Origin of the sequence: Chachezhania sediminis (assembly GCF_009765275.1) — a bacterium.
Classification (GTDB): domain Bacteria; phylum Pseudomonadota; class Alphaproteobacteria; order Rhodobacterales; family Rhodobacteraceae; genus Chachezhania; species Chachezhania sediminis.
This window is the reverse complement of sequence record NZ_VOPH01000012.1, coordinates 49111-70667: the sequence shown is the minus strand read 5'-3', so window position 1 is coordinate 70667 and position 21557 is coordinate 49111. Positions and strand designations below refer to the sequence as shown.

Below are 21557 nucleotides of genomic sequence, written 5' to 3'. Positions count from 1 at the left end.
ATGACCACACCGACACCCTTCTCCAGACTGCTGGTCGCGAACCGGGGCGAAATCGCGGTCCGCATCCTGCGCACGGCCCGTGCCATGGGCTATGGCACCGTCGCCGTCTATTCCGAGGCCGACGCGGATGCGGAACATGTCCGCATGGCCGATGCCGCCGTCTGCATCGGGGCGGCCGCCCCGCGAGATTCCTACCTGCGGATCGACGCGATCATCGACGCGGCCCGCCGGACCGGGGCAGATGCGATCCATCCGGGGTACGGATTTCTGGCCGAAAACGCCGATTTCGCGGCGGCCTGCGCCAAGGCGGGCCTGATCTTCGTGGGCCCCGACGCGGACGCCATCGCCGCGATGGGCGACAAGGCCGGGGCCAAGGCTCTGATGGACCGGGCGGGCGTGCCCTGCGTCCCTGGCTATCAGGGCAAGGATCAAAGCCCCGACCGCCTGCTGGACGAGGCGCGGCGCATCGGTTTCCCGGTGATGATCAAGGCCACGGCCGGGGGCGGCGGTCGCGGCATGCGGCTGGTCGGGCGGGAAGAGGATTTCGCCACCCACCTGACATCCGCGAAATCCGAAGCGCAGGGGGCCTTCGGCAATGACGTGGTGCTGCTGGAAAAGGCCATCCTGAACCCGCGCCATGTCGAGATCCAGATCATGGCCGACCGCCACGGCAATGCGATCCATTGCGGCGAACGCGACTGTTCCGTCCAGCGCCGCCACCAGAAACTGGTCGAGGAAGCGCCGTCGCCTGCCGTGACACCCGACCTGCGCGTGCGGATGGGGCAGGCGTCCATCGATGCTGTGCGCGCCATCGGCTATGTCGGTGCGGGGACCTTCGAATACCTGCTGGATGCCGACGGCAATTTCTACTTCATGGAGATGAACACCCGTCTTCAGGTCGAACATCCTGTGACCGAGGCGATCACCGGGCTGGACCTTGTCGCCCTGCAACTGCGCGTCGCCGCAGGCGAGGCGTTGCCCCTGACGCAGGACGACATCACCTTCACCGGCCACGCCATCGAGGTGCGCCTGTGCGCCGAAGATCCCGCCGCGGGCTTCATGCCGCAAAGCGGGCGGCTGGACCTGTGGGAACCCGCACCGGGCATCCGGGTCGATCACGCGCTGCGCAGCGGATACGTCGTCCCCCCGGATTACGACTCGATGATCGCCAAGCTGATCGCCCATGGCACCACCCGCGACGACGCACGGCGGGAACTGATCGCGGCGCTGGACGGGACCAGGGCCATGGGCCTGCGGACCAACAAGGATTTCCTGGCGGATGTCCTGTCCCACCCGATCTTTGCGGCCGGCGGGGCCACCACGGCCTTTATCGGCGACCATGGCGAGGCATTGCTGGAAACCGCCGCGGCCACCGAACCCCGTGCCGCGATGGTCGCCGCGGCCCTGTTGCGCGCAGGGCCGGGCAGCCGGCTGGCCCATGGCTATCCCGCGCCCCTGCGGCTGGCGCGGGACGGAACGGAATACCAGCCGGTGGTGCAAAGCCTGCGCGACGGGCTGGCCCGCGTGACCATGGTGGGGCAGGATTCGCTGGAATTGCGCGTCGCGGGCATCGACGGGACAAGGGCGGACTACGACCTGGGCGGCGTGCGTCGGACTGCCACGATTGCAGTCGGGCAGGCCCGCGTCACGGTCCAGACGCTGGGACGATGTCACGATTTCGACGACCTGACCTTTGCGCCGACTGTCACGGCCGCGGCGGCGGGTGGCGACGGCAAGGTCCGCGCGTCGATGAACGGCAATATCGTGTCGGTGGAGGTCGCGGTGGGCGATACGGTCGCGGCGGGGCAGAAGCTGATCGTGGTCGAGGCGATGAAGATGGAACACACCCATGCCGCGGCCGTCGACGGGACGGTCACGGCGGTGAATGTGGAAAAGGGCATGCAGGTCAGCACCCATGCCGTCCTGGTGGAGATCGACGCGACATGACCGACGCAATCGTCCTGCACGAACGCCGCGGCGCGGCCTTCTGGATCACGCTGAACCGGCCCGAAAAACGCAATGCCATCACCGGGGATCTGATCGCGCTGGTGGCCGAGGGCTTTGCCCGGGCCGCGGCCGATCCGGAGATCCGCTGCATCGTCCTGACCGGCGCGGGCAAGGCCTTTTGCGCGGGTGGCGACCTGCAACCGGGCGGCGGGTTCAATTTCGACTTCGCCCGGCCGCGGCTGGCCTATGGCGATCTGATGCGGCAGGCGCAGGACAGCCCGCTGCCGATCCTGGCTGTGGTCAACGGCGCCTGCGTGGCGGGCGGCATGGGCCTTTTGGCGCTGGCCGACTTGGCCGTGTCGGTCGACAGTGCCAGGTTCGGCCTGCCCGAGGTGAAGATCGGCCTGTTCCCGATGCAGGTCCTGGCGCTGATGAAGACGCTGGTCCCGGCGCGGACCTTGCGTGAATGGACCCTGACCGGCGAGCCCTTTACGGCCGACGAAGCCCTTGCCGCCGGCCTTCTGAACCGGGTCGTCCCCGCGGATCAGCTGGACGACACCGTCGCCACCATGGTTGCGCGTCTTTCGGCGACCTCGCCTGCCGCGATGCGGCGGGGCAAATATGCGCTTCGCGTGCTGGAAGATATGCCCTTCGATCAGGCCATCGCCTTTGCCGAAGGTCAACTGGGCCTGATGACCCTGACCGAGGACGCGCAGGAAGGCCTTGCCTCGTTCAACGAGAAGCGGCCGCCGAAGTTCACCGGGCGCTAGGGCAAGGGGCTTCGGTCCGGACCCGCCAGTTTGACGGATTGCACGTCAGGCCACGACCGGTGGCCGCGTCTACGGGCGCTTTTCAGGAAACCGAAAGGGCGGACCGAGAGGCCCGCCCTATTTCATTGTCGCCGTTGCGCTGAGTGAAAGATCCCCGAGCGGCCCCCCCCCTCAAACCATCTCGTCCGCGTAGAGGTCGGCATAGGCCTGCCGCAGTTCCACCTTTCGCAACTTGCCGGTTGCGGTCTTGGGCACGGCGTCGACGAAGACGATGCGCTTGGGCACCTGGAAACCGCCCAGATGCCGGTGCAGACGGTCCATGATGGGCTGCGGGTCGGCGTCGGTGCCGTCCTCAACCACGACGAAGGCCGTCACCGCCTCGCCCCAGCGGGCGTGAGGGATGCCGACGGCGATCGCCTCCTTCACGCCGGGACAGTCCAAGAGATGCGCCTCGACCTGCATGGAGGATACGTTCTCGCCCCCCGACTTGATCATGTCCTTGGTCCGGTCCAGGAATTCGAACTCGCCCCATTCGTTGATCCGGCCCAGATCGCCGGTGTGATGCCAGCCGAAGCGGCGGGCCTCCTCCGTGGCTTCGGGGTTCTTGTAATAGCCCCGCATCACGTTCGGGCCGCGGTGGACCAGTTCGCCGATCTCGCCCGGGGGCAGCAGCGTTCCGTCCTCGCCCATCACCGCCAGGTCGTTGATCAGCGTGGCTTCGCCCCAGACATTGCCGAAGCGTTTCAACTGCATTTCCGGCCGGGAAAGCGTCGTGATCGGGTACATCTCGGTCTGGCCCGAGGACAGCTTGAAGGTCGGGCAGATGCGGTCGATCATTTCCCGCATCAGGCTTTCGTACATCGGCGCCATGGTGTGGAGGCCGAACCGCAGGGATGCCATCGACCGCGTCTCCATCTCGGGATGGGCCAGCATCGCGGCATACATCATCGGCAGGCCCACGACGACGGTCAGCTGCTCTTCCTCGATCACGCGCAGCATGGTGCCGGCATCGAAACCGCGCAGCAGCACGCATTTCGCGCCGACCATCAGGAAGGACAGCAGCAGCACATGGGCGCCGCAATGGAACAGCGGCAGTTGCAGCGGCACACCATCCTCGCGCACGAAGCTGGATTCCACGGCATTGGCCATGATCGCCATGACGATGGACTGGTGCGAGTGCATCGCGCCCTTGGGCTTCGACGTCGTGCCGCTGGTATAGATGATCGCCGCGATGTCATCGCGGTCGATCTCGACGTCCGGTTCGGTTCCCGGCCGGTCTGCGCAAAGGGCAAGGCCGGGCGCGACCACCGTCGTCGCGATCCCCAGCCGGCGCGCCACGGCGCCCAGGTTCGGGTGGTCGGCAAAGACCTCCTCGACCGCGACATGGCTGACGCCGGCATGGGTCAGGGTGTATTCGACGTCGTCGGCGTCCAGCATCAGGTTGATCGGCACCCAGATCAGCCCCGCGCGGTGGATGGCGAACAGTGTCACCACCAGTTCGATGGAATTGCCGAACATCATCGCGCAGCGATCGCCGGGCTGGCAGCCCTGCGCGATCAGGTAATGCGCCATCCGGTTGGCGGCCGCATCCAGTTCGGCGGCGGTGACGCGGCGGTCGCCTTCGACCAGAACCGTGTTCCCTGGCAGGCGTCTTGCAGTCCGCCGCAGGATGTCGCCCACGGCGATCCGGGTAATTTCGGAAGGGGGTGGCGTCACGCCGCCATCGAATGTCCGCCGCGCCATGAGCTCCTCCCGCCGCTGGTGTCTGGCCTGCGCCCACGCTAGCAAGGGCAGGGGCACGAAACTTGCGACGACAGGCTGACGGGGCCCTAGTCCGACGCGATCCCCATATACCGGGTCAGGATCCGCAGCATCACCTCGTCCGCGCCACCGCCGATCGAGGTCAGGCGCACGTCGCGGAAGATGCGGGAAATCTCGCTGTCCTCGCTATAGCCCATGCCGCCCCAGAACTGCAGGCAGCCGTCCGCCACGGTCCGCGCCAGCCGTCCCGCCTTCAATTTGGCCATGGTGGCGATCCGCGTGGCGTCCTGCCCGGCCACGACCATTTCCACACCGCGCCAGTTCAGGGCATTCAGCGCCTCGACCTCGGCCTGCATCTCGGCCAGGGCAAAGTTGACGTACTGGTTGTCCAGCACCGGCTTGCCGAAGACCTGCCGTTCGCGGGTGTAGGCGATGGTGCAGTCGATGGCCCGCTGCAGCATCGCGGCATTGTTCAGCGCCCCCCACAGGCGTTCGATCTGGAACTGCTCCATCTGGTAGATGAAGCCCATGTTCTCCTCGCCGATGCGATTGGCCTGCGGCACCCGCACGTCGTCGAAGAAGATCTGTGCCGTGTCCGACGCGCGCATCCCTATCTTGTCGATCTTGCGCGCGATCTCGACCCCTTTGGTCTTCATCGGCACCACGATCAGCGACTTGTTGCGGTGGACCGGCCCGTCGCCGGTATTGGCCAGAAGGCAGCAGAAATCGGCCTGGACGCCGTTCGTGATCCACATCTTCGTGCCGTTGATCACATAGTCGCCGCCATCCTTACGCGCCGTGGTCCGGATCGAGGCAACGTCGGAGCCGCCCCCCGGTTCCGACACGCCGATGCAGCCGACGTATTCGCCGGTGATTGCGGGGCGCAGGAATTCCTCGCACAGGGCGTCGCTGCCGTGCTTTTCCAGCGCGGGCGTGCACATGTCGGTCTGGACGCCGATGCTCATGGCAACGCCACCGGACTTGATCGACCCCAGCGCCTCGGCCACCACGGCGGCATAGGAGAAGTCCAGCCCCAGCCCGCCGAACTTTTCCGGCTTCGACACGCCAAGCATGCCAAGCGCGCCAAGCGCGCCCATGACCTGGTGCGCGGGATAGATCCCGGCGGCCTCCCAGTCGTCGACATGGGGGTTCACCTTGTCGTCGATCCATTTCAGGACCGACTGCCGCGTGGCTTCGTGTTCGTGGGTCAGTTCCATTGCGCATGCGCCTTTCCGAAGCGTTGGAAGGGGTGGGCGGGTCCGCCCCGGGGGGCTTTTCTCAGGCGGTCCGCAGCGATTTCTTCATGACCTTGCCGGACCCGGTCATCGGCAGTTCGGTCAGGATCTCGACCTCGCGCGGGTATTTCTGGGCCGACATGTTGGCGCGTGCCCAGTCGATGATCCCTTCCGGCGTGGCAGAGGCGCCGGGCTTCAGGACGACGAAGGCCTTGATCTCTTCGCCGTACCTTTCGGACGGCACCGGAACGACCGCGGCAAGCGAGATCGCCTCGTGTTCGACCAGCCGCTTCTCGACCTCGGTGGGATAGATGTTCTCGCCCCCACGGTTGATCATCTCCTTCAGGCGGTCGACGACGTAAAGATAGCCCTCGCTGTCGAATTCGCCGATGTCGCCGGTATGCATCCAGCCGTCGACAATCGTGGACGCGGTCTTTTCCGGAGCGTTGTAATAGCCCTTCATCACGTTGTGGCCCCGGCAGATGATCTCTCCCCTGTGGCCGGGCGGGACGGAATGGCCGTCGGCATCCACGACTCGCACCTCGACCCCCCAGAAGGGCGTGCCGACCGATCCGATCTTGCGAGGCATGTCCAGCCGGTTGAACGTGATGCCCGGAGAGGTTTCGGACATGCCGTAGCCTTCGATGATCGCGGTGTTGAACTTCTTCTCGAAGGCTTTCAGCGTGGCACCGGGGATCGACTGACCCGCGGAAATGCACAGCCGCAGCGCATTGCCGACGACGTCGAGGTCGGCAATCTCCGACGTGTCGTGCTGAAGCAGCGCCCAGTACATGGTGGGCACCCCGCAGAACACCGTGATCCGTTCCGCGATCATGGTCTTCATCACCAGGTCGGGATCGAAACGCGGCAGCATCACGTGGGTGACCCCGTGATAGACGCCGGAGGCCAGCTGAACCAGCAGGCCGAAGACGTGGAACATCGGCAAAACCAGAAGCGAGATGTCGTCGTCGCGGTATTCCAGCAGGTCCCGCATCAGCATGGTGTTCATCATCACGTTAGACTGGCTGAGTTCGGCCCCTTTCGGGTCGCCCGTGGTGCCCGAGGTGTAGATGATCAGCGCCGTGTCCTCGCTGGACATCGGTTCAGGATCGTATTCGGGCGAGCGGTCCGCCATCAGCTCGCCCAGCGTGCGGGTGTCTTCGAAAGGAGAGGGGGCGGCAGGATCGGCGGTGATGGCACAGAAGATCTCGCAGCCCGGCACCTGGGCAAAGGCCTCGTGGCCCCACTGGCCCATGGGCAGCACGTCGTTGCCTTCGAAGCAGAAATAGGCCTTCGCCTCGCAATCGCGCAGGTGATAGGCGATTTCCTTGGGCTTCAGCAGCACGTTCAGGGGTACGAGGACGGCACCGATCTTGGCCGCGCCGAAGAAGACCATCGGGAAATAGGGCAGGTTCAGGCAGCTGATGGCGACCTTGTCGCCCCGCCCGATCCCGGCCGCGCGCATGCCGTTGGCCACCTGGTTCGCGGCCGCGTCCAGCTGGGCATAGGATATCTGCGTGTCGCCGAAGACAATCGCCGGATGCCCCGGCCGGCGGCGCGCGCTGTGTTCCAGCATGATCGAAATGTTCAGCATTTTTCCTCCCTGTCCCGCGCTCCCGTCGCGGGGTGTCGCGCCCTGGGCCGGGGGACCCGGCCGGATCCGCATCGCCGCCTGCGGGCCTTGCAGGTCTTCCGGCAGGCGGGTCTGTCACCTTCGCTCCGGCCGGATACCGTTTTCCCCGATCCGTCGGGATCCAGTATCCGGGGGCGGCCGGATGCGTCTTGTGCCCAGAGGTTGTCGAAGGGCGTAATCCGGTCGCGAACTGGAAAAAGAAACGGGAAGCCAGCCCCCTGAGCCGGGGTTGTGGGCCGGCGGCAAGGCGCTGCCGTATCCCGGGAAGGGCCGGGGATTCCGGGGAACTCCTTCACATATCCGGACCCGGAAGGCGGCACAGCGCGGGTCTGCGGGGCGGGCCGTCCTGCAGATGCTGGACCCGAGTCGCCGGTCCGCGCCGCGATCCGCGGCCCGGCGGAAAACCCGGTGGTCTGGGTCTGCCGTGTGACCGACCGGGGCGTCGGCGGGTGAAAGCCGGTGCTGCCGATCAGGATCCCGCGTCAGGGCAGGAAAGGCCCGACCACGAGATGTCTTGGCATAACAACATGACATAAAACCAGATATGTAATGTTTTTATTGCATTTTAGCCGGATTCCAATGTATCCAAAAGATACTGAACATGAATATTCCACATCCGCCGATATGTAACATTTACAGGTCACATGCCGAAGAAAACCCACGTCTACTCTCCCTATGCCCGGGATGCAGCAGAACTTCTGGGCCGCATGATCCGCGCCGCACGGCTGGAGCGGAACATGACCGCCGGCGAACTGGCGGAACGGGCCGGCGTTTCGCGGCCGCTGCTGGGCCGTGCCGAAAAGGGAGACATGGGCGTGTCCATGGGCACGATGTTCGAACTGGCCAGCATTCTGGGCATTCCGCTGTTCGAACAGGACACTGACAGGCTGACCCTGCGCCTTGAAGCGGAACGGCGCGCTGGGGCGCTTTTGCGCAAGCGGGCCTTTGCGGGTAGCCAAAGGCAGGTCGACGATGACTTCTGATATCCTGGCACCGGCCCGGACGGCCTTTGTGTGGACCTGGTTGCCGGACGCGACCGACCCGGTGGTGGCCGGCCGGATCGATCTTGTCGACGGTATCTACCAGTTCGCCTACGGGCGCAGCTATCTTGACCGGGGGGACGCGATCCCGCTGTTCCTGCCGGACCTGCCCTTGCGGCGGGGGCTTCAGGTTCCCAGGGCGCCCCACGCGATCGCGCCGGTCCTGCGGGACGGGGCGCCAGATTTCTGGGGGCGGCGCGTCATCGTGAACCGGCTGACCAGCGCACGGGGGGCAGCCGTCGACGTCGATGCGCTGGACGAGCTGAACTATATGCTGCACTCCGGCTCGGACCGGATCGGTGCGCTGGACTTTCAGGAGTCTGCCACCCGATACGTTCCCCGGCTGACCGGCGAGGCGACGCTGGAACAGCTGATGAACGCGGCAGCGCTGGTGGAACGGGGCGCCCGCCTGCCGCTGGAACTGGACGAGGCCATCCGTCACGGCACCTCGATCGGGGGCGCGCGGCCCAAAGCCCAGGTCGAGGGCCCGGACAGAAAAATGATCGCCAAGTTCAGCGCCAGCAACGATCAGCACAATGTCATCAAGGGCGAATATCTTGCGATGCGGCTTGGCGCCGGGGCCGGGCTGAACGTGGCCCGGGTTGATCTGGCCGAAGTGGCCGGGCGCGATGTCCTGCTTGTCACGCGTTTCGACCGCATGGCGACCGCGGCCGGGTGGACGCGCCGCGCCATGGTGTCCGGGCTGACCCTGCTGGACCTGCCCGAGCACGAGGCGCGCTATGCCAGCTATCAGGATCTTGCCACACGGCTGCGTCATGACGGCAAGGCGCCTGGCCGGGATCTGCGGGAACTGTTTTCCCGCATGTGCTTCAACATCCTGATCGGTAATACTGACGACCACGCCCGCAATCATGCCGCGTTCTGGGACGGGCGCCAGGTCGAGCTGACGCCGGCCTACGACCTGGACCCACGGCCGCGCCGGTCATACGAGGCCAACCAGGCCATGGCGATATCCGGGACCGCCCGTCAAAGCCGCCTTGCCCTGGCGGTCGAGGCCGCCCCAGCCTTCCACCTGACCCGGGACATCGCCGAAGAGATCATCAGGCACCAGGTCGAGGCCATCCGGGACATCTATCCCGGCCTTGCCCGCGACATCGGGCTAAGCGCCATCGACGACAGGATCCTGCGCGACGGTGCCTTGTTGCAACCCTACGCCTTCGAGGGGCTTGGGGGTCGGCTTTCGGGCTTCAGCCCGGCTCTTCGGTAACGAGGGTTGCAGGCACGGATCACGCCCATGGGGGCAACCTGCCCCAGACCCTGCCGGCCCCGAGCGGGTGCAGACCCCGGATTGACCGGCCGCTCGGGATAAGCCGACGAGGGCAGATCAGACAGTCAAACGGCCATTACATTACGTAACGTCAACATTCACAAGCCAAGGCCAAATGGTGTGAAATCGGACGCTACGGCAACTGCCACGCTGGAAGCACACGGAAAGGTCGACCGCGATGCCCAAGAAACAGCCTGTCTGGGGCATGGTCCTCGACGCGTCCTCGTCCATTGATGAGCTGTTTGCCAAAATGGACAGCGGGATGAAGTCCTACGGGACCTTCGGGCGCTGGTCCGAAAACCATTTCCGCCTTGAACCGTACCCGGGCGATGGCGAGACCTTCACCGCGGCGTGGAGCGAGTGGCGTTCCTACGCCTGGTTCAAGAACGCTGCGATCAAGCCCGAGGACATTGCGGACAGTATAGAGGTTCATGCCCTGGGCAACACGGCCGATCAGGGCACGTCCGGCCAGAACCGCACGCTTACCTACCGCAGCAAGTTCATCGAGAAAGTCGACAATCTCACATACAGCGAATGGGTGCTTTCCAGATCGGAAAGCAAGGTCGGCATGTTGCAATTGTTCGACACGGATGCGACCGGGGATTGGATCTCGCGCGATATCCTGTGGTCGGGGAAGGCCGGGGGCGACAGCGCGCTCTCCTATTATGCCCCGACCAAGAAGAACCTGCTGAACCATGTCGGCAAGGAGGTCGATCTGGAAGACGACACAATGCATGTCTTCCTGATCACGGGGAACAAGAGGGTCTCTCTGGGCGGCGGGGACGACATCGTGTCCACGTTCTTTCCGCAGCACAACTGGGAAAACAACGGTTACACTCCCGACGAGATCGACCTTTCGCCGACCGGCCGCTACAAGGGCGGGTCCGTCATCGACGGCGGCGATGGCTTCGACCGGCTGATCTATGATGATGGTGAATACTTTCACAACTTCAATCAGGTCCCACGCTCCGACGCGCAGAAATTCATGCGCGGCGATTTCGAGATTTCGGTGGTGGGCAACCCGCTGAAAGGCGTGTTCCAGGTCACGAACACCAAGTTCGGCTGGACCGACAAGATCAAGAATATCGAAGAGCTGGAATTCGCGATCCCGTCCGAGAATGACCCCACCGCATCGGTCACGATCGGCATCCGGTCGCCGTTCACCCATCTGGACGACACGTTCGACTTTAACGGGAAGCTGGCCGAGTTGCAGGACAAGGCCAAGCTGGGCATGACCTTCAACATGTCGGGCGGCGGAAATGATGTGGTGCAGCTGCCGACCGATTTCGCCGTACTGGTGGACGGTTCGATCGACCCGTCCGGAAACAGCAACAATTTCCGCGCCGGCAGTGGCAAGGACGTGATCACCGGCGGCGGACAGCAGGATTTCATCCGGGGCGGCGGCGCCGACGATGTGATCAACGGCGATCCCGACTTCGAAAAAACCGGATCAGACAAGTTGTTCGGCCAAGGGGGCGACGATTACCTTGCCGGTGGCGGGGACAACGACTGGCTTAGCGGCGGCCCAGGGAACGACTACCTCACCGGCGATCTTGGCAAGGACTTTCTTGAGGGCGGCAAGGACGACGACAAGCTGATCGGAGGTCTTGGTAACGACAAGCTGAAGGGCGGCAAGGGGTCCGACACCTTCGTCTTTACCCATTCCTTCGCGCACAACGGCGACCAGACCGAAAAGTTCGGGCGCGACACGATCCTGGATTTCCAGGCCACGGGCCCCCGATCGAAACAGGATCACATCGAGTTCTGGAAACTGGTGGGCGAGGTGGAGACGTTCCGGGAGTTCAAGGCCGCGTCGACGCAGAAGGGCAAGAACGTGATCTACGATGCCGATGATGACGGGATCAACCAGATCGTGTTCCGCAACCTGGACCTGGACGACCTGAGCGCCTTCAACTTCGACTACGTCTAGGCGCGGCCCGGCGGCGCCGGGCTGGCGGAAAGGCGCGTTCATGCCGGCAGGACGGCCGGTCCGGACCGGCCAAGATGGCGCTTCAGGTGCGTCGGCCGACCTGAACCGTCCCGGCCGGTCGGGGGGTCTTCCTGGCGGACGCCCATCTGGAGGGCCTAGGACACGGCCTTCCCGGACAACCAGCCCGAGAATGTGCGCATCGCCGGTGTCACCCGCCGGTCCGACGGCCAGGCCAGGTAATAGCGGCCGGCGGACACGGTGACCCCGAAGGGCTGGGCCAGGCGGCCCTGCGCGACATGGGCTTCGAACATCGTCACCGGCAAGAGCGCCGCCCCCGCCCCCGAAGCGGCCAGTTCCGCCAGCGCGACCGAGCTGTCGAAGACCGGCCCGGTCACGGGCGGACAGGCGGTGCCGGCGGCGTCGAACCAGCCGGGCCATTCGGCGCTGCGATAGCTGCGCAGCAGCGTCACCTGTGCCAGGTCGGCCGGATCCAGCAGCCGCGCCGCCATGTCGGGCGCGCAAAGCGGGGTCAGCGGGGCCTCCATCAGCGGGACGGCGTCGTGGCCGGTCCAGCCGCCGGTGCCGAAGCGGATCGCCATGTCCAGCCCTTCGCGCAGGATCTCCACCCGGTTGTTGTTGGTCGAGATGCGCAGGTCGATTTCGGGATGGGCGCGGCGGAACAGGTCCAGCCGCGGCATCAGCCAGCCAAGCGCGAAGGTCGTGTTGACCCCCACCTTCAGCACCTCGATGTCGCGGCGCCCGTTCAGCCGGTCCAGCACGCGCGCCATCGCGTCGAAGCCGTGTTCCAGAACCGGAAACAGAAGCCGGCCTTCATCCGTGGGCACCAGCCCCTGGGACGTGCGCAGGAACAGGGTTGCGCCCAGCAGATCCTCCAGCCGCGCGATCTGGTGGCTGACCGCGGCCTGAGTGACGCGCAGCTCGATCGCGGCCTTGGTGAAACTGCCCTGCCGCATCGCGACCTCGAATACCCGCAGGGCGTTCAGCGGCAGGTCCGGGCGATCCATATCAGTACCTCAGCTAATGGCTGGCCATAATATTTGTCGATTGTGGGGCGCCCTCAAGGCCAAATACATGATCCCCATGACATCACCTGATGTCATCATCCGAGTGCCGCCCCGGCCTCTTCCCAGAAAGGACATCTGACATGCGGTTCACCGCCTCCGGCCTGTCGCGCCTCGCGGCAGGGCTTTCCCTTGGCCTGTCACTGGCCTCCGCCTCCTTTGCCCAGACGCCTCTCGAAGCGCTGTCGGACACTGTCGAACAGGTCGAACAGACCCTGGGCGCCCGCGTCGGCCTGGCGCTTGTCGATACCGGATCGGGCCGGTCGTGGTTCCATCGCGGGGACGAACGCTTCCTGATGAACAGCACGGTCAAGGTCCCGGTCTGCGGGGCCGTACTAGCGCTGGACGACGCCGGCGTGCTGGACCTGTCGGAGTCCCTGCCAGTGGTGCAGGAGGAAATCCTGTCCTATGCGCCGGTCACGAAAACGCGCGTCGGCCAGCAGATGACCCTTGCAGAGCTTTGCCTGGCCGCCATCGACATAAGCGACAATACCGCCGCGAACATGCTGATCGACCGTGTCGGCGGGCCGCAGGCCGTCACCGCCTTTTTCCGCGCTGCCGGGGATCAGGCCAGCCGTCTGGACCGGCGCGAACCCGAGCTGAACAGCTTCAGGGCCGGTAATCCGCAGGACACGACGACCCCGGCCGCCATGTCCGGAACCCTGCGCGCGCTGCTTTTCGGAGAGGTCCTGTCGCCGGCGGCGCGGGAACAGCTGGCGGAGTGGATGAGCCAAGGGGGCGTTACGCGCAACCTGCTGCGCGCAGATGCACCGGCAAGCTGGCAGATCCTCGACAAGTCCGGTGCCGGCAGCCACACGCGCAACATCATCGCGGCGATCACGCCGGACGGCGGGGACCCCTGGATCGTCACCATCTTCGTGTCGGACGTCGACGCGGATTTCGAGACCCGCAACGCCGCGTTGCGAAGGATCGGCAGTGCCGCGATGGCGGTCGTCGGGGGCTGAACGCGGCCGGGCGCTGCCTGACAGGGTCCTCTGCCCCGCTGCCAGCGGCCGGGGCTTCCGGTTCTGACATCGCGCGGCTGCGTCGGATCCGGGGTTGCGGAACCACGTCAGGACTGTCGGTGCGGTCGGCAGGGATGACCCTGCCGACCGCCTGCGGCCATGGCGTCCCGCGGCGACGGCACGTCACCGCGGCTCACAGCGCAAGGGCCGGCGCATGGCCCCTCTGCCGCGGGCCTGCGGGTCAGAGGACGGTTACGGACCCGGTCGCGATATCGTAGAAGCCGGCCGCGGTGCCGATCTTGCCGGCGGCGTGGGCTTCGGCCAGGATCGGGCCCGCGCCAGCGGCGAAACCGGCGTTCAGCGTTGCGTTCCGCCGTGTCGCCGCGGCCAGCAGGTCCGCGGGCTTTTCGGGCATGACGTCATAGACCGCGGGCCGGATTGCGTTCACCAGATGGGGCAGGTGGCCCGGGGGCAATTCGGCGTCCTGGATCGACTTGATCGTCGCATCCACCGCTCCGCAGGCGGAATGGCCCAGCACCATGATGGTCTGGATGCCCAGCACCGCCACGGCATATTCCAGACTGGCCAGGCCGTCATCGTTGATGAAATTGCCGGCCACCCGCACGACGAACAGATCGCCCGGTCCCTGGTCGAAGATCAGTTCCGGCACGACGCGCGAGTCCGAACAGGTGACGATCCCTGCGAAGGGGCTTTGCCCCTGCGACCGGGCGATCCGGTCGGCCGAGTGATCACCGTTGACGGTCGCGTTTGCCACATAGCGGGCATTGCCGTCGATCAGACGCTGCAGCGCTTCCTGCGGCGAGGCCGGGGCGGCGGCTGCCGTCTGGGCACGGGCCTGCGAGACGGTTGCGCCGGCCAGTGCAAGGGCCAGACCGCCCTTGAACAGGTTGCGGCGGTCCATCGACGTGGGGGGGGATTTTTCGCACATGGGTCTTTCTCCTGTCATGTCGGCCGCCCGTGAAAATCCCCGGGTGACGGGACATAGTGCGCCGCATCATACCTCAGTTCGGCGAAACCGGGCACGCATAATCGATCTAGGGATGTGTCCGGCATGCGTGGTGCCGCCGCGATGATATCCTTGGCCCGGATGCGGCCGGACCGGCCCGGCTTCGGTGTGGAACCGGCCCGCCTCCGCGAAAGATAACGTATTGAATTTTCGCCGACCGCATCGTGAAATGACCGGGGCACGATGAGTGGAGCTTTGTTTCCGTTGACGAATACACCGAGACATCATGGCAGAAGGTGACGCTTCGCGCCGGTCTCCCTATCGCGCCGCTGCCCTTGAACGCCTGAGATCGCCGGAAGAGCTTGAAGGCCTGATGCGCGTGGTGGGGCCCAGCGGCTGGGCCATCGGCGCAGCCCTTGCGATCGTCGTGGCGGGCGCGCTCTACTGGAGCGTCTTCGGCCGTGTCGCGACCGTCGTCACGGGCCGCGGGATCCTTGGCCCGTCCTTCGGCGAGGTGCGGAACCTTGTCGCCTCGCATGACGGCGTGCTGCGGGAACTGGATGTCGCGCTGGGGCAGCCGGTCAAGAAGGGCGACCGGCTGGGCTCGGTCGAGATTTCGGCCGCGATGGAAGCGAAACGCGATGCGGAACGGACGCTTCGGCTGCTGCAAAGCGAAGAGGAACGCCTGATTGCCTATTGGGAGGCCTACCAAGCGCAGCAGACCGCCTCTCTCGACAAGCAGGCTGCCGATCTGGACAAGCAGATCCAGTCCGCCCGGGACAGCGTGACCGGCCGCCAGAAGATCCTGGACGGACTTCTGGACCTGCAGAAGCGCGGCTTCACAACCGACGTGAACGTGGAAACCGCGCGCGAAGCGGTGGCCGAGATGAAGACGGCCCTGGCCCAGACGCGGCTGCAACGCGAAAAGCTGGAAACCCAGTACCTGGACCTGGAACATCAGCGGATCGCGGCACTGGAGGAGATGCGGGAACGGCTGTTGCAGGTCCGGGAACAGTTCGACGACGCCGAGGAGGTCCTGATCGACGGCGGCCAGATCCTCGCCGACGCGGACGGGCGCATCGTCGAGATCGCCGGGCGCATCGATTCCTTCGTCGAACCGGGCGCGCCGCTGCTGACGATCCAGTCCGTGCGCGACGATCTGGACGGGGTCTTCTTCGTGGAACCGGCGCAGGGCAAGCGGATCGAGGAAGGGATGTCCGTCAACGTGGCGCCGTCCATCGTCGAACCCGAACGGTTCGGCACGATCCGCGCCAAAGTCGTCTGGGTCACGCTGGAGCCGCAAAGCGACACTGCGGTCGCCCGCCAGCTGGGCAACCCGACGCTGGCCCAGTCGCTGGTGGGAAACGAGGCACCGATCATCTTCGGGGTGGCACTTGAACGCGACCCGACCGCGCCTTCGGGGCTGAAATGGACATCGGGCACCGGGCCGAAGCTGAAGATCCCCGACGGGACCATCGCCAATGCCGAAGTGGCGGTGAAGAAGGAACCGCCGATCGTCCTGGTCATCCCCGCGCTCCGTCGCCTGTTCGGGCTGGACGCGTGATGCGGACGGAACGGCGATCACGCACCGGCATCTGCACAGGCAGCGGCGCGGCAGAGAGAGAGCTTCTGCCGTGACGAATGCAGGGGCCGGAAGCCGCTTCGCATTCTGGCGCAGCAGCAAGACGCCGACCATCCTGCAGATGGAGGCGGTCGAATGCGGTGCGGCCTGTCTGGCGATGGTGCTGGCCTATCACCGTGCCTGGGTCCCCTTGGGCGAATTGCGCCTGGCCTGCGGCGTGTCGCGCAACGGGTCGAACGCGTGGAACGTCATCGAGGCGGCCCGCCGATATGGCCTGAACGCCCGCGGCCTGAAGGTCGAACTCGGCGGTCTGAAATCCATCAAGTTGCCGGCGATCATCTTCTGGAACTTCAACCACTTCGTCGTGCTGGAAAAGCTGGATGCAAAGGGCGCGCGGATCAACGATCCCGGCAGCGGCCGCCGCCGCGTCAGCCGGGACGAACTGGACCGCAGCTTCACCGGCGTGGTGATCGAACTGACGCCGGGCAAAGATTTCCAGCCAAGCGGCACGAAACCGTCGGTGCTGCGCGCCCTGCGCCATTACAGCCGCGGGTCGGAAATTCCGTTCCTGTTCATCGTCTTCGTCACGATCCTGCTGATCGTACCGGGCATCGTGATCCCGGTGATCGGCAAGGTCTATGTCGACCAGTACCTGATCGACGGACAGAAGGAATGGGTGCGCCCTCTGATCCTGACCTTCATCCTGGCGACGCTGGTCAGCCTGTCGCTGCAATACCTGCAGCGCTACTACCTGATGCGGTTCTCGGTGAAGATCAACCTGTCGATGACCGCCAGCATGTTGTGGCACATCCTGAACCTGCCGGTCGAATATTTCACCCAGCGCTATGCCGGCGACATCGCCTCGCGCCTGGGCGCGGCGGGGCGGGTGGCGACGCTGGTGTCGGGTCCCCTGGCGATCAGCCTGGTGGGGCTCTTCTCGATCCTCTTCTACGGCATCATGCTCTTTGCCTACAGCCTGCCCCTGGCCTCGATCGTCGTGGCCGGCGCTGTCCTCAACGTCATCATGGCCCGCGTGGTCTGGATCCGGCTGGAAAACGCCCGGCACCTGCTGGCCAAGAACGGGGCCGAACAGGCGTCGTCCCTGCTGGGCGGTCTTGCCGCGATGGAGACGATCAAGTCCGCCGGGCAGGAGGATCTTCTGTTCTCGCGCTGGGGCGGTCTGCAGGCGCGGTTCGTGTCGCTGTCGCAAACCATAGGGCGCGAAACAGCGCTGCTGAACCTGCTGCCGGGCATCCTGTCCGCGCTGTCGGGTATCGCGATCCTGTCCCTGGGCGCGCTTTACGTTCTGGAAGGGCAGTTGAGTATCGGCGATCTTTTTGCCTTCCAGATGCTGACGCAAAGCTTCAACGGTCCCGTCGCGGGTCTGGTCGGGCTGGGGTCCACCCTGCAGAATGCGCAGGTCGACCTGCACAGGATCGACGATGTCATGACTTACGACGGCACGATCAGGCCCCGGCCCGGCGACGCGCCCACCGGGACAGCGACTGGGGTAGCGTCCCCCGCACCGCCGCTCGCCGCCGTGCCCGAGACAGGGACAGGGACAGGGACAGGGACAGGGACAGGGACAGGGCAGGAGACCAAGCTGAGCGGGCGGGTGGAATTGCGGAACGTGACCTTCGGCTACAGCCGTCTGGCCGATCCGCTGATCACCGACATCTCGCTTCGGCTTGAACCGGGGAACCGGATCGCCATCGTCGGATCCAGCGGATCCGGCAAGTCCACCGTCGCCAGGCTTGTCTCCTCGCTCTACCGGCCATGGGCAGGCGAGATCCGGGTCGACGGCGTGCCGCTGGAAGGGATGGACCGCCGCGTGCTCGTCTCCTCCATCGGTGTCGTCACGCAAGAGGTCACCATGTTCGCCGGCACGCTGCGGGACAACATCACCCTGTGGGACCCGACCGTCGACGATGCCGCCGTCCAGCGCGCGATCGAGGACGCCTGCCTGTCCCACCTGCCGCTGCTGCAGGAGGGCGGGCTGAACGCCAGGGTGAACGAAGGCGGCAACAACCTGAGCGGCGGCGAACGTCAGCGCGTGGAAATCGCCCGGGCGCTGGCAAAGGACCCGACCGTCCTGATCCTGGACGAGGCGACGGCCGCGCTGGATCCCGTCACCGAAGAACAGATCGACGCGAATATCCGCAGACGCGGGGCGGCCTGCCTGATCGTGGCACAACGCCTGTCGACGGTGCGCGACTGCGACGAGATCATCGTGATCGACGCGGGCCGCATCGCGGAACGCGGCACGCACGAGGGCCTGATGCGCCGCGACGGCGTCTATGCCCGGCTGATCGCGTCGCAATGACGGACCGGACGACCACACCCGCCGTCGCGGACCAGCCGGGCACGGCCTTCGCCGACGTTGCAGGTCCGCCCAGCATTCCTAAGGCCGCGCTTCTCAACGGCACCGGGACGGGCTGGGTGGTCGAACGGGGATACGTCGACATCTTCGCCGTGGCGGCGCATCCCGGCGAGGTTTATGGCCCCCTGTTTCCGCTGGGCCGGCTTGGCCCCGGCGATGCCATTGCCGGGCTGGCCGTGGCAACGGCCGACGGCATGCCGGACATCCTTGCCATCCCCGGCCGCGGCGCCACCTTGCGCCCGATGTCTGCCGCGGCAACGGCGACAGCAACAAATGCAGAGGCAGAGCAGGCGGGCTGCGACCCGCTCGACGGCTGGATCGCGAACCTGATCGCGTGGAGCGCCCCGGGCGCCGCGCCGCGCGGCACCCTTCCCGTGGTGCCGGGCCGGGCCATCCGCCTTTCGCCGGACATGACGCTTGGCACGGTGCTGCCGCTGATCTGGCTGATGTCCGACCAACCGCTGACCGTCGCCGGACATGCCGAATTTCCGGCCCGGACGATCCTGCCGCTGACCCGCGACCTGTGGGTGCAGTCCGGGGTCGAGGCGACGTGCCGGACCCAGACCAGTGCCGGCCTGCCCGACGACGCCACGCGGGCCGCAGCCCGGGCAGGGGCGACGATCATCGCGCTGGAAGGGATCGCGCGCAGGCTGGCGCAGGGGCGGGCCGATACCGCCGCGGCCGTCGCGGCAAGCGATCAGGCCGCCACCCGGCGGGTGCGCATGGCAGCGGCCGGCCTGGCCGGCACCATCGAAAGCGCCCTGCGCCGTCCCGGCGCCAAGCCGGGCGGCGATCCTCTGTTCGCGGCATGCACGCGGGTCGCAGCGGCAGAGGGGCTGACGCTTGGCGACTGGCCGGCCCCTGCCCCGGGCACCGGGGACCTGTCCGACCGCACCGGCGCGGTCGAGGCGATCGCCCGGGCCAACCGGATGCGCGCCCGGCGGGCGCGGCTGGATGCGGAATGGTGGCGGGCGGATTACGGGCCCTTCGTCGCCTTCACGGCCGCGGGCGAGCCTGTCGCGATGATCCCCGCGCGGCTCGGCTATCACGCCTTCATGGCGGACGGCACCCGGCAAAAGGTCGATGCCGCACTGGCCGGGGACCTGGACGGCGACGTGTTCGCCTTCTATCGCGGCTTCGCCGATGGCGAACTGAAGGGGCAGCAGATCTTTTCCTTCGCCTTCACGCGGAACTTCGGCACCCTGATGACGATCCTGCTGGCCTCTTTCGCGGCGTCGATCCTGGGCCTGTTGACGCCCATCGTATCGGGCCGGATCGTCGACACCATCATTCCCCATGCCGATTACGATCAGCTTCTGCAGGTCACCATCGTGTTGGTCGCTGCGGCCTTCGCGGCGCTTGGCTTTCACCTGTCGCAGTCGCTTAGCCAGTTGCGGCTGCGCGGGCGGCTGGACGCGGCGGTGCAGGCTGCGGTCTGGGACCGGTTGCTGCGCCTGCCCAGCACGTTCTTCCACGCCTACGATGTCGGCGACCTGGCCAACCGCGCCGCCGGCATCAACACCCTGTCGCGCGCCCTGACCGGCGCCACGATGAGCGCGCTGTTCGGCGGCCTGTTTTCCTTCATCAGCTTCGGCCTCATGGTCTATTACGCGCCGAAGCTGGCCTTGGTCGCGCTGGTCGCCATCGTCCTTGTCATCGGCTTCAGCGCCGGGTTCGCCTGGTATGATCGTCTGGTCCAACGCGAACAGCTGGAACTGCGGGGCAGGCTTTCGGCGCGGATCTTCCAGTTCATCCGCGGGATCGAGACGATCCGGGTCAACGGGGCCGAACGCTTTGCCTTCGGCGACTGGGCCGAACGCTATGCCCGCGACGTCCATTTCCAGCTGCGCAGCACCATGATCGGCTGGGGGCAGGGGCTGGTATCGACGGCGATCTTTTCCGCCTTCAGCGTCTTTTCATTCGCCTACTTCGCCTTCTTTGCCGACGATGTCAGTACCGGGACCTACATCGCCTTTCATGCCGCCTTCGGGCAGCTGTCTGGCGGATTGTCGGGCTTTGTCGGTGCCATCATCACGGTCTATTCCCTTGCGCCGATCTATGAACGGACGGAGCCGATCCTGAAATCGGATGCGGAATCCGATGCCAGCCGCGGCCAACCCGGCGACCTGACCGGCCGGATCGAAGTGACCGATCTGTGCTTTGCCTACGAAGGGTCGTCCCGACGGGTGCTGGACGGGGTGTCGATGCGGGTCAGTCCGGGCGAATTCATAGCCATCGTCGGCGGGTCGGGCAGCGGGAAGTCGACGCTTCTGAAGATCCTTCTGGGCCTGGTCCAGCCTGTCAGCGGACGCGTCACCTTCGACGGACGCGAGCTGTCGACGATGGACCCCGGCGCGTTCCGTCGGCAGTTGGGGGTCGTGCTGCAGAACGGGATGCTGCTGCCCGGCACGATCTACGACAACATCACCATGAACGCGCCCTTCACCCTGGCAGAGGTCCAGCAGGCCGTGCGGGACGCCGGGCTGGAAACCGATCTGGACGCCATGCCGATGGGCCTTCAGACTCCGGTCAGCGAGGGCGCCGCGACCTTCTCCGGCGGCCAGAAGCAGCGGCTTCTGATCGCCCGTGCGCTGGTCCGCCGCCCGCGCATCCTGCTTTTGGACGAGGCGACGAGCGCACTCGACAATGTCACGCAGGCCCGTGTGGGCGAGGCGCTGTCGCGGATGAACGCCACCCGCATCGTCATCGCGCACCGTCTGTCGACCATCGTCAACGCCGACTGCATCCACGTCCTGAAGGATGGCCGCTTCGTCGAAAGCGGTACCTACCAGGACCTGCTGGAGCAGGGCGGCGCCTTTGCGGAACTGGCGCGCCGGCAACTGGTCTCTGATTGATCCTGACCGGATCGTGCCCCGCTCGGGTCCCCCGGGCGATGCGGCGCCCCGCTTCCACACTTCGTCGGGCAAGGCATTTCCCCTGCGGCAGAGCGGCCGGGCGCCCGTTTCACGCAAAGGTC

Annotated in this window: 14 protein-coding genes; 9 read left to right on the top strand and 5 right to left on the bottom strand. The window is 66.1% G+C overall.

The features are described 5' to 3' along the window. A complete protein-coding gene (locus tag FQK05_RS22625; RefSeq protein ID WP_158971231.1) occupies positions 1-1947 on the top strand; it encodes an acetyl-CoA carboxylase biotin carboxylase subunit in 1947 nt (648 codons plus the stop codon). Beyond that, positions 1944-2717: an enoyl-CoA hydratase-related protein gene (locus FQK05_RS22620; protein ID WP_158971229.1), complete on the top strand. Its 774-nt coding sequence runs from the start codon at positions 1944-1946 to the stop codon at positions 2715-2717. The genes FQK05_RS22625 and FQK05_RS22620 overlap by 4 nt, the downstream gene beginning before the upstream one ends. Positions 2718-2888: 171 nt before the next feature. Here FQK05_RS22620 and FQK05_RS22615 read toward each other — a convergent pair whose 3' ends face one another. The 3 genes from FQK05_RS22615 to FQK05_RS22605 form a co-directional block, all read right to left on the bottom strand. Then, positions 2889-4460, bottom strand: coding sequence for a class I adenylate-forming enzyme family protein (locus FQK05_RS22615; protein WP_158971227.1), 1572 nt, complete (start codon positions 4458-4460; stop codon positions 2889-2891). Between the two features lie 86 nt (positions 4461-4546). Next, on the bottom strand, positions 4547-5695 hold the full coding sequence (locus FQK05_RS22610) for an acyl-CoA dehydrogenase family protein (protein ID WP_158971226.1): 1149 nt from the start codon (positions 5693-5695) through the stop codon (positions 4547-4549). 61 nt (positions 5696-5756) lie between these two features. After that, on the bottom strand, positions 5757-7307 hold the full coding sequence (locus FQK05_RS22605) for a long-chain-fatty-acid--CoA ligase (RefSeq protein WP_158971224.1): 1551 nt from the start codon (positions 7305-7307) through the stop codon (positions 5757-5759). Positions 7308-7990: 683 nt separating this feature from the next. Between FQK05_RS22605 and FQK05_RS22600 the strand changes: the two genes are divergently transcribed. From FQK05_RS22600 to FQK05_RS22590, 3 genes are all read left to right on the top strand, one after another. Further along, positions 7991-8329, top strand: a complete 339-nt coding sequence (locus tag FQK05_RS22600; RefSeq protein ID WP_233270638.1) for a helix-turn-helix transcriptional regulator — start codon at positions 7991-7993, stop codon at positions 8327-8329. After that, complete coding sequence (locus tag FQK05_RS22595) at positions 8319-9614, top strand: type II toxin-antitoxin system HipA family toxin (RefSeq protein ID WP_158971222.1); 1296 nt, start codon at positions 8319-8321, stop codon at positions 9612-9614. The genes FQK05_RS22600 and FQK05_RS22595 overlap by 11 nt, the downstream gene beginning before the upstream one ends. Positions 9615-9852: 238 nt before the next feature. Next, a complete protein-coding gene (locus tag FQK05_RS22590; RefSeq protein ID WP_158971220.1) occupies positions 9853-11604 on the top strand; it encodes a calcium-binding protein in 1752 nt (583 codons plus the stop codon). A gap of 155 nt (positions 11605-11759) precedes the next feature. On the opposite strand, the gene FQK05_RS22585 is transcribed toward FQK05_RS22590, so the two are convergent. Next, a complete protein-coding gene (locus FQK05_RS22585) occupies positions 11760-12629 on the bottom strand; it encodes a LysR family transcriptional regulator (RefSeq protein WP_158971218.1) in 870 nt (289 codons plus the stop codon). A 140-nt stretch (positions 12630-12769) separates the two neighbouring features. Between FQK05_RS22585 and bla the strand changes: the two genes are divergently transcribed. Continuing rightward, a complete protein-coding gene (gene bla / locus FQK05_RS22580; protein ID WP_158971216.1) occupies positions 12770-13651 on the top strand; it encodes a class A beta-lactamase in 882 nt (293 codons plus the stop codon). Between the two features lie 241 nt (positions 13652-13892). Here bla and FQK05_RS22575 read toward each other — a convergent pair whose 3' ends face one another. Beyond that, on the bottom strand, positions 13893-14600 hold the full coding sequence (locus FQK05_RS22575; protein WP_158971214.1) for a carbonic anhydrase: 708 nt from the start codon (positions 14598-14600) through the stop codon (positions 13893-13895). 304 nt (positions 14601-14904) lie between these two features. Here FQK05_RS22575 and FQK05_RS22570 point away from each other — a divergent pair, with 304 nt between their 5' ends. The 3 genes from FQK05_RS22570 to FQK05_RS22560 all read left to right on the top strand — a co-directional run bounded on the left by FQK05_RS22570 (position 14905) and on the right by FQK05_RS22560 (position 21435). Continuing rightward, complete coding sequence (locus FQK05_RS22570; RefSeq protein ID WP_158971212.1) at positions 14905-16182, top strand: NHLP bacteriocin system secretion protein; 1278 nt, start codon at positions 14905-14907, stop codon at positions 16180-16182. A 70-nt stretch (positions 16183-16252) separates the two neighbouring features. Further along, entirely contained in the window at positions 16253-18523 is a 2271-nt protein-coding gene (locus FQK05_RS22565; protein ID WP_199252740.1) for an NHLP family bacteriocin export ABC transporter peptidase/permease/ATPase subunit, read from the top strand. Continuing rightward, positions 18520-21435: an NHLP bacteriocin export ABC transporter permease/ATPase subunit gene (locus FQK05_RS22560; protein WP_158971210.1), complete on the top strand. Its 2916-nt coding sequence runs from the start codon at positions 18520-18522 to the stop codon at positions 21433-21435. The genes FQK05_RS22565 and FQK05_RS22560 overlap by 4 nt, the downstream gene beginning before the upstream one ends. Positions 21436-21557 lie beyond the last annotated feature (122 nt).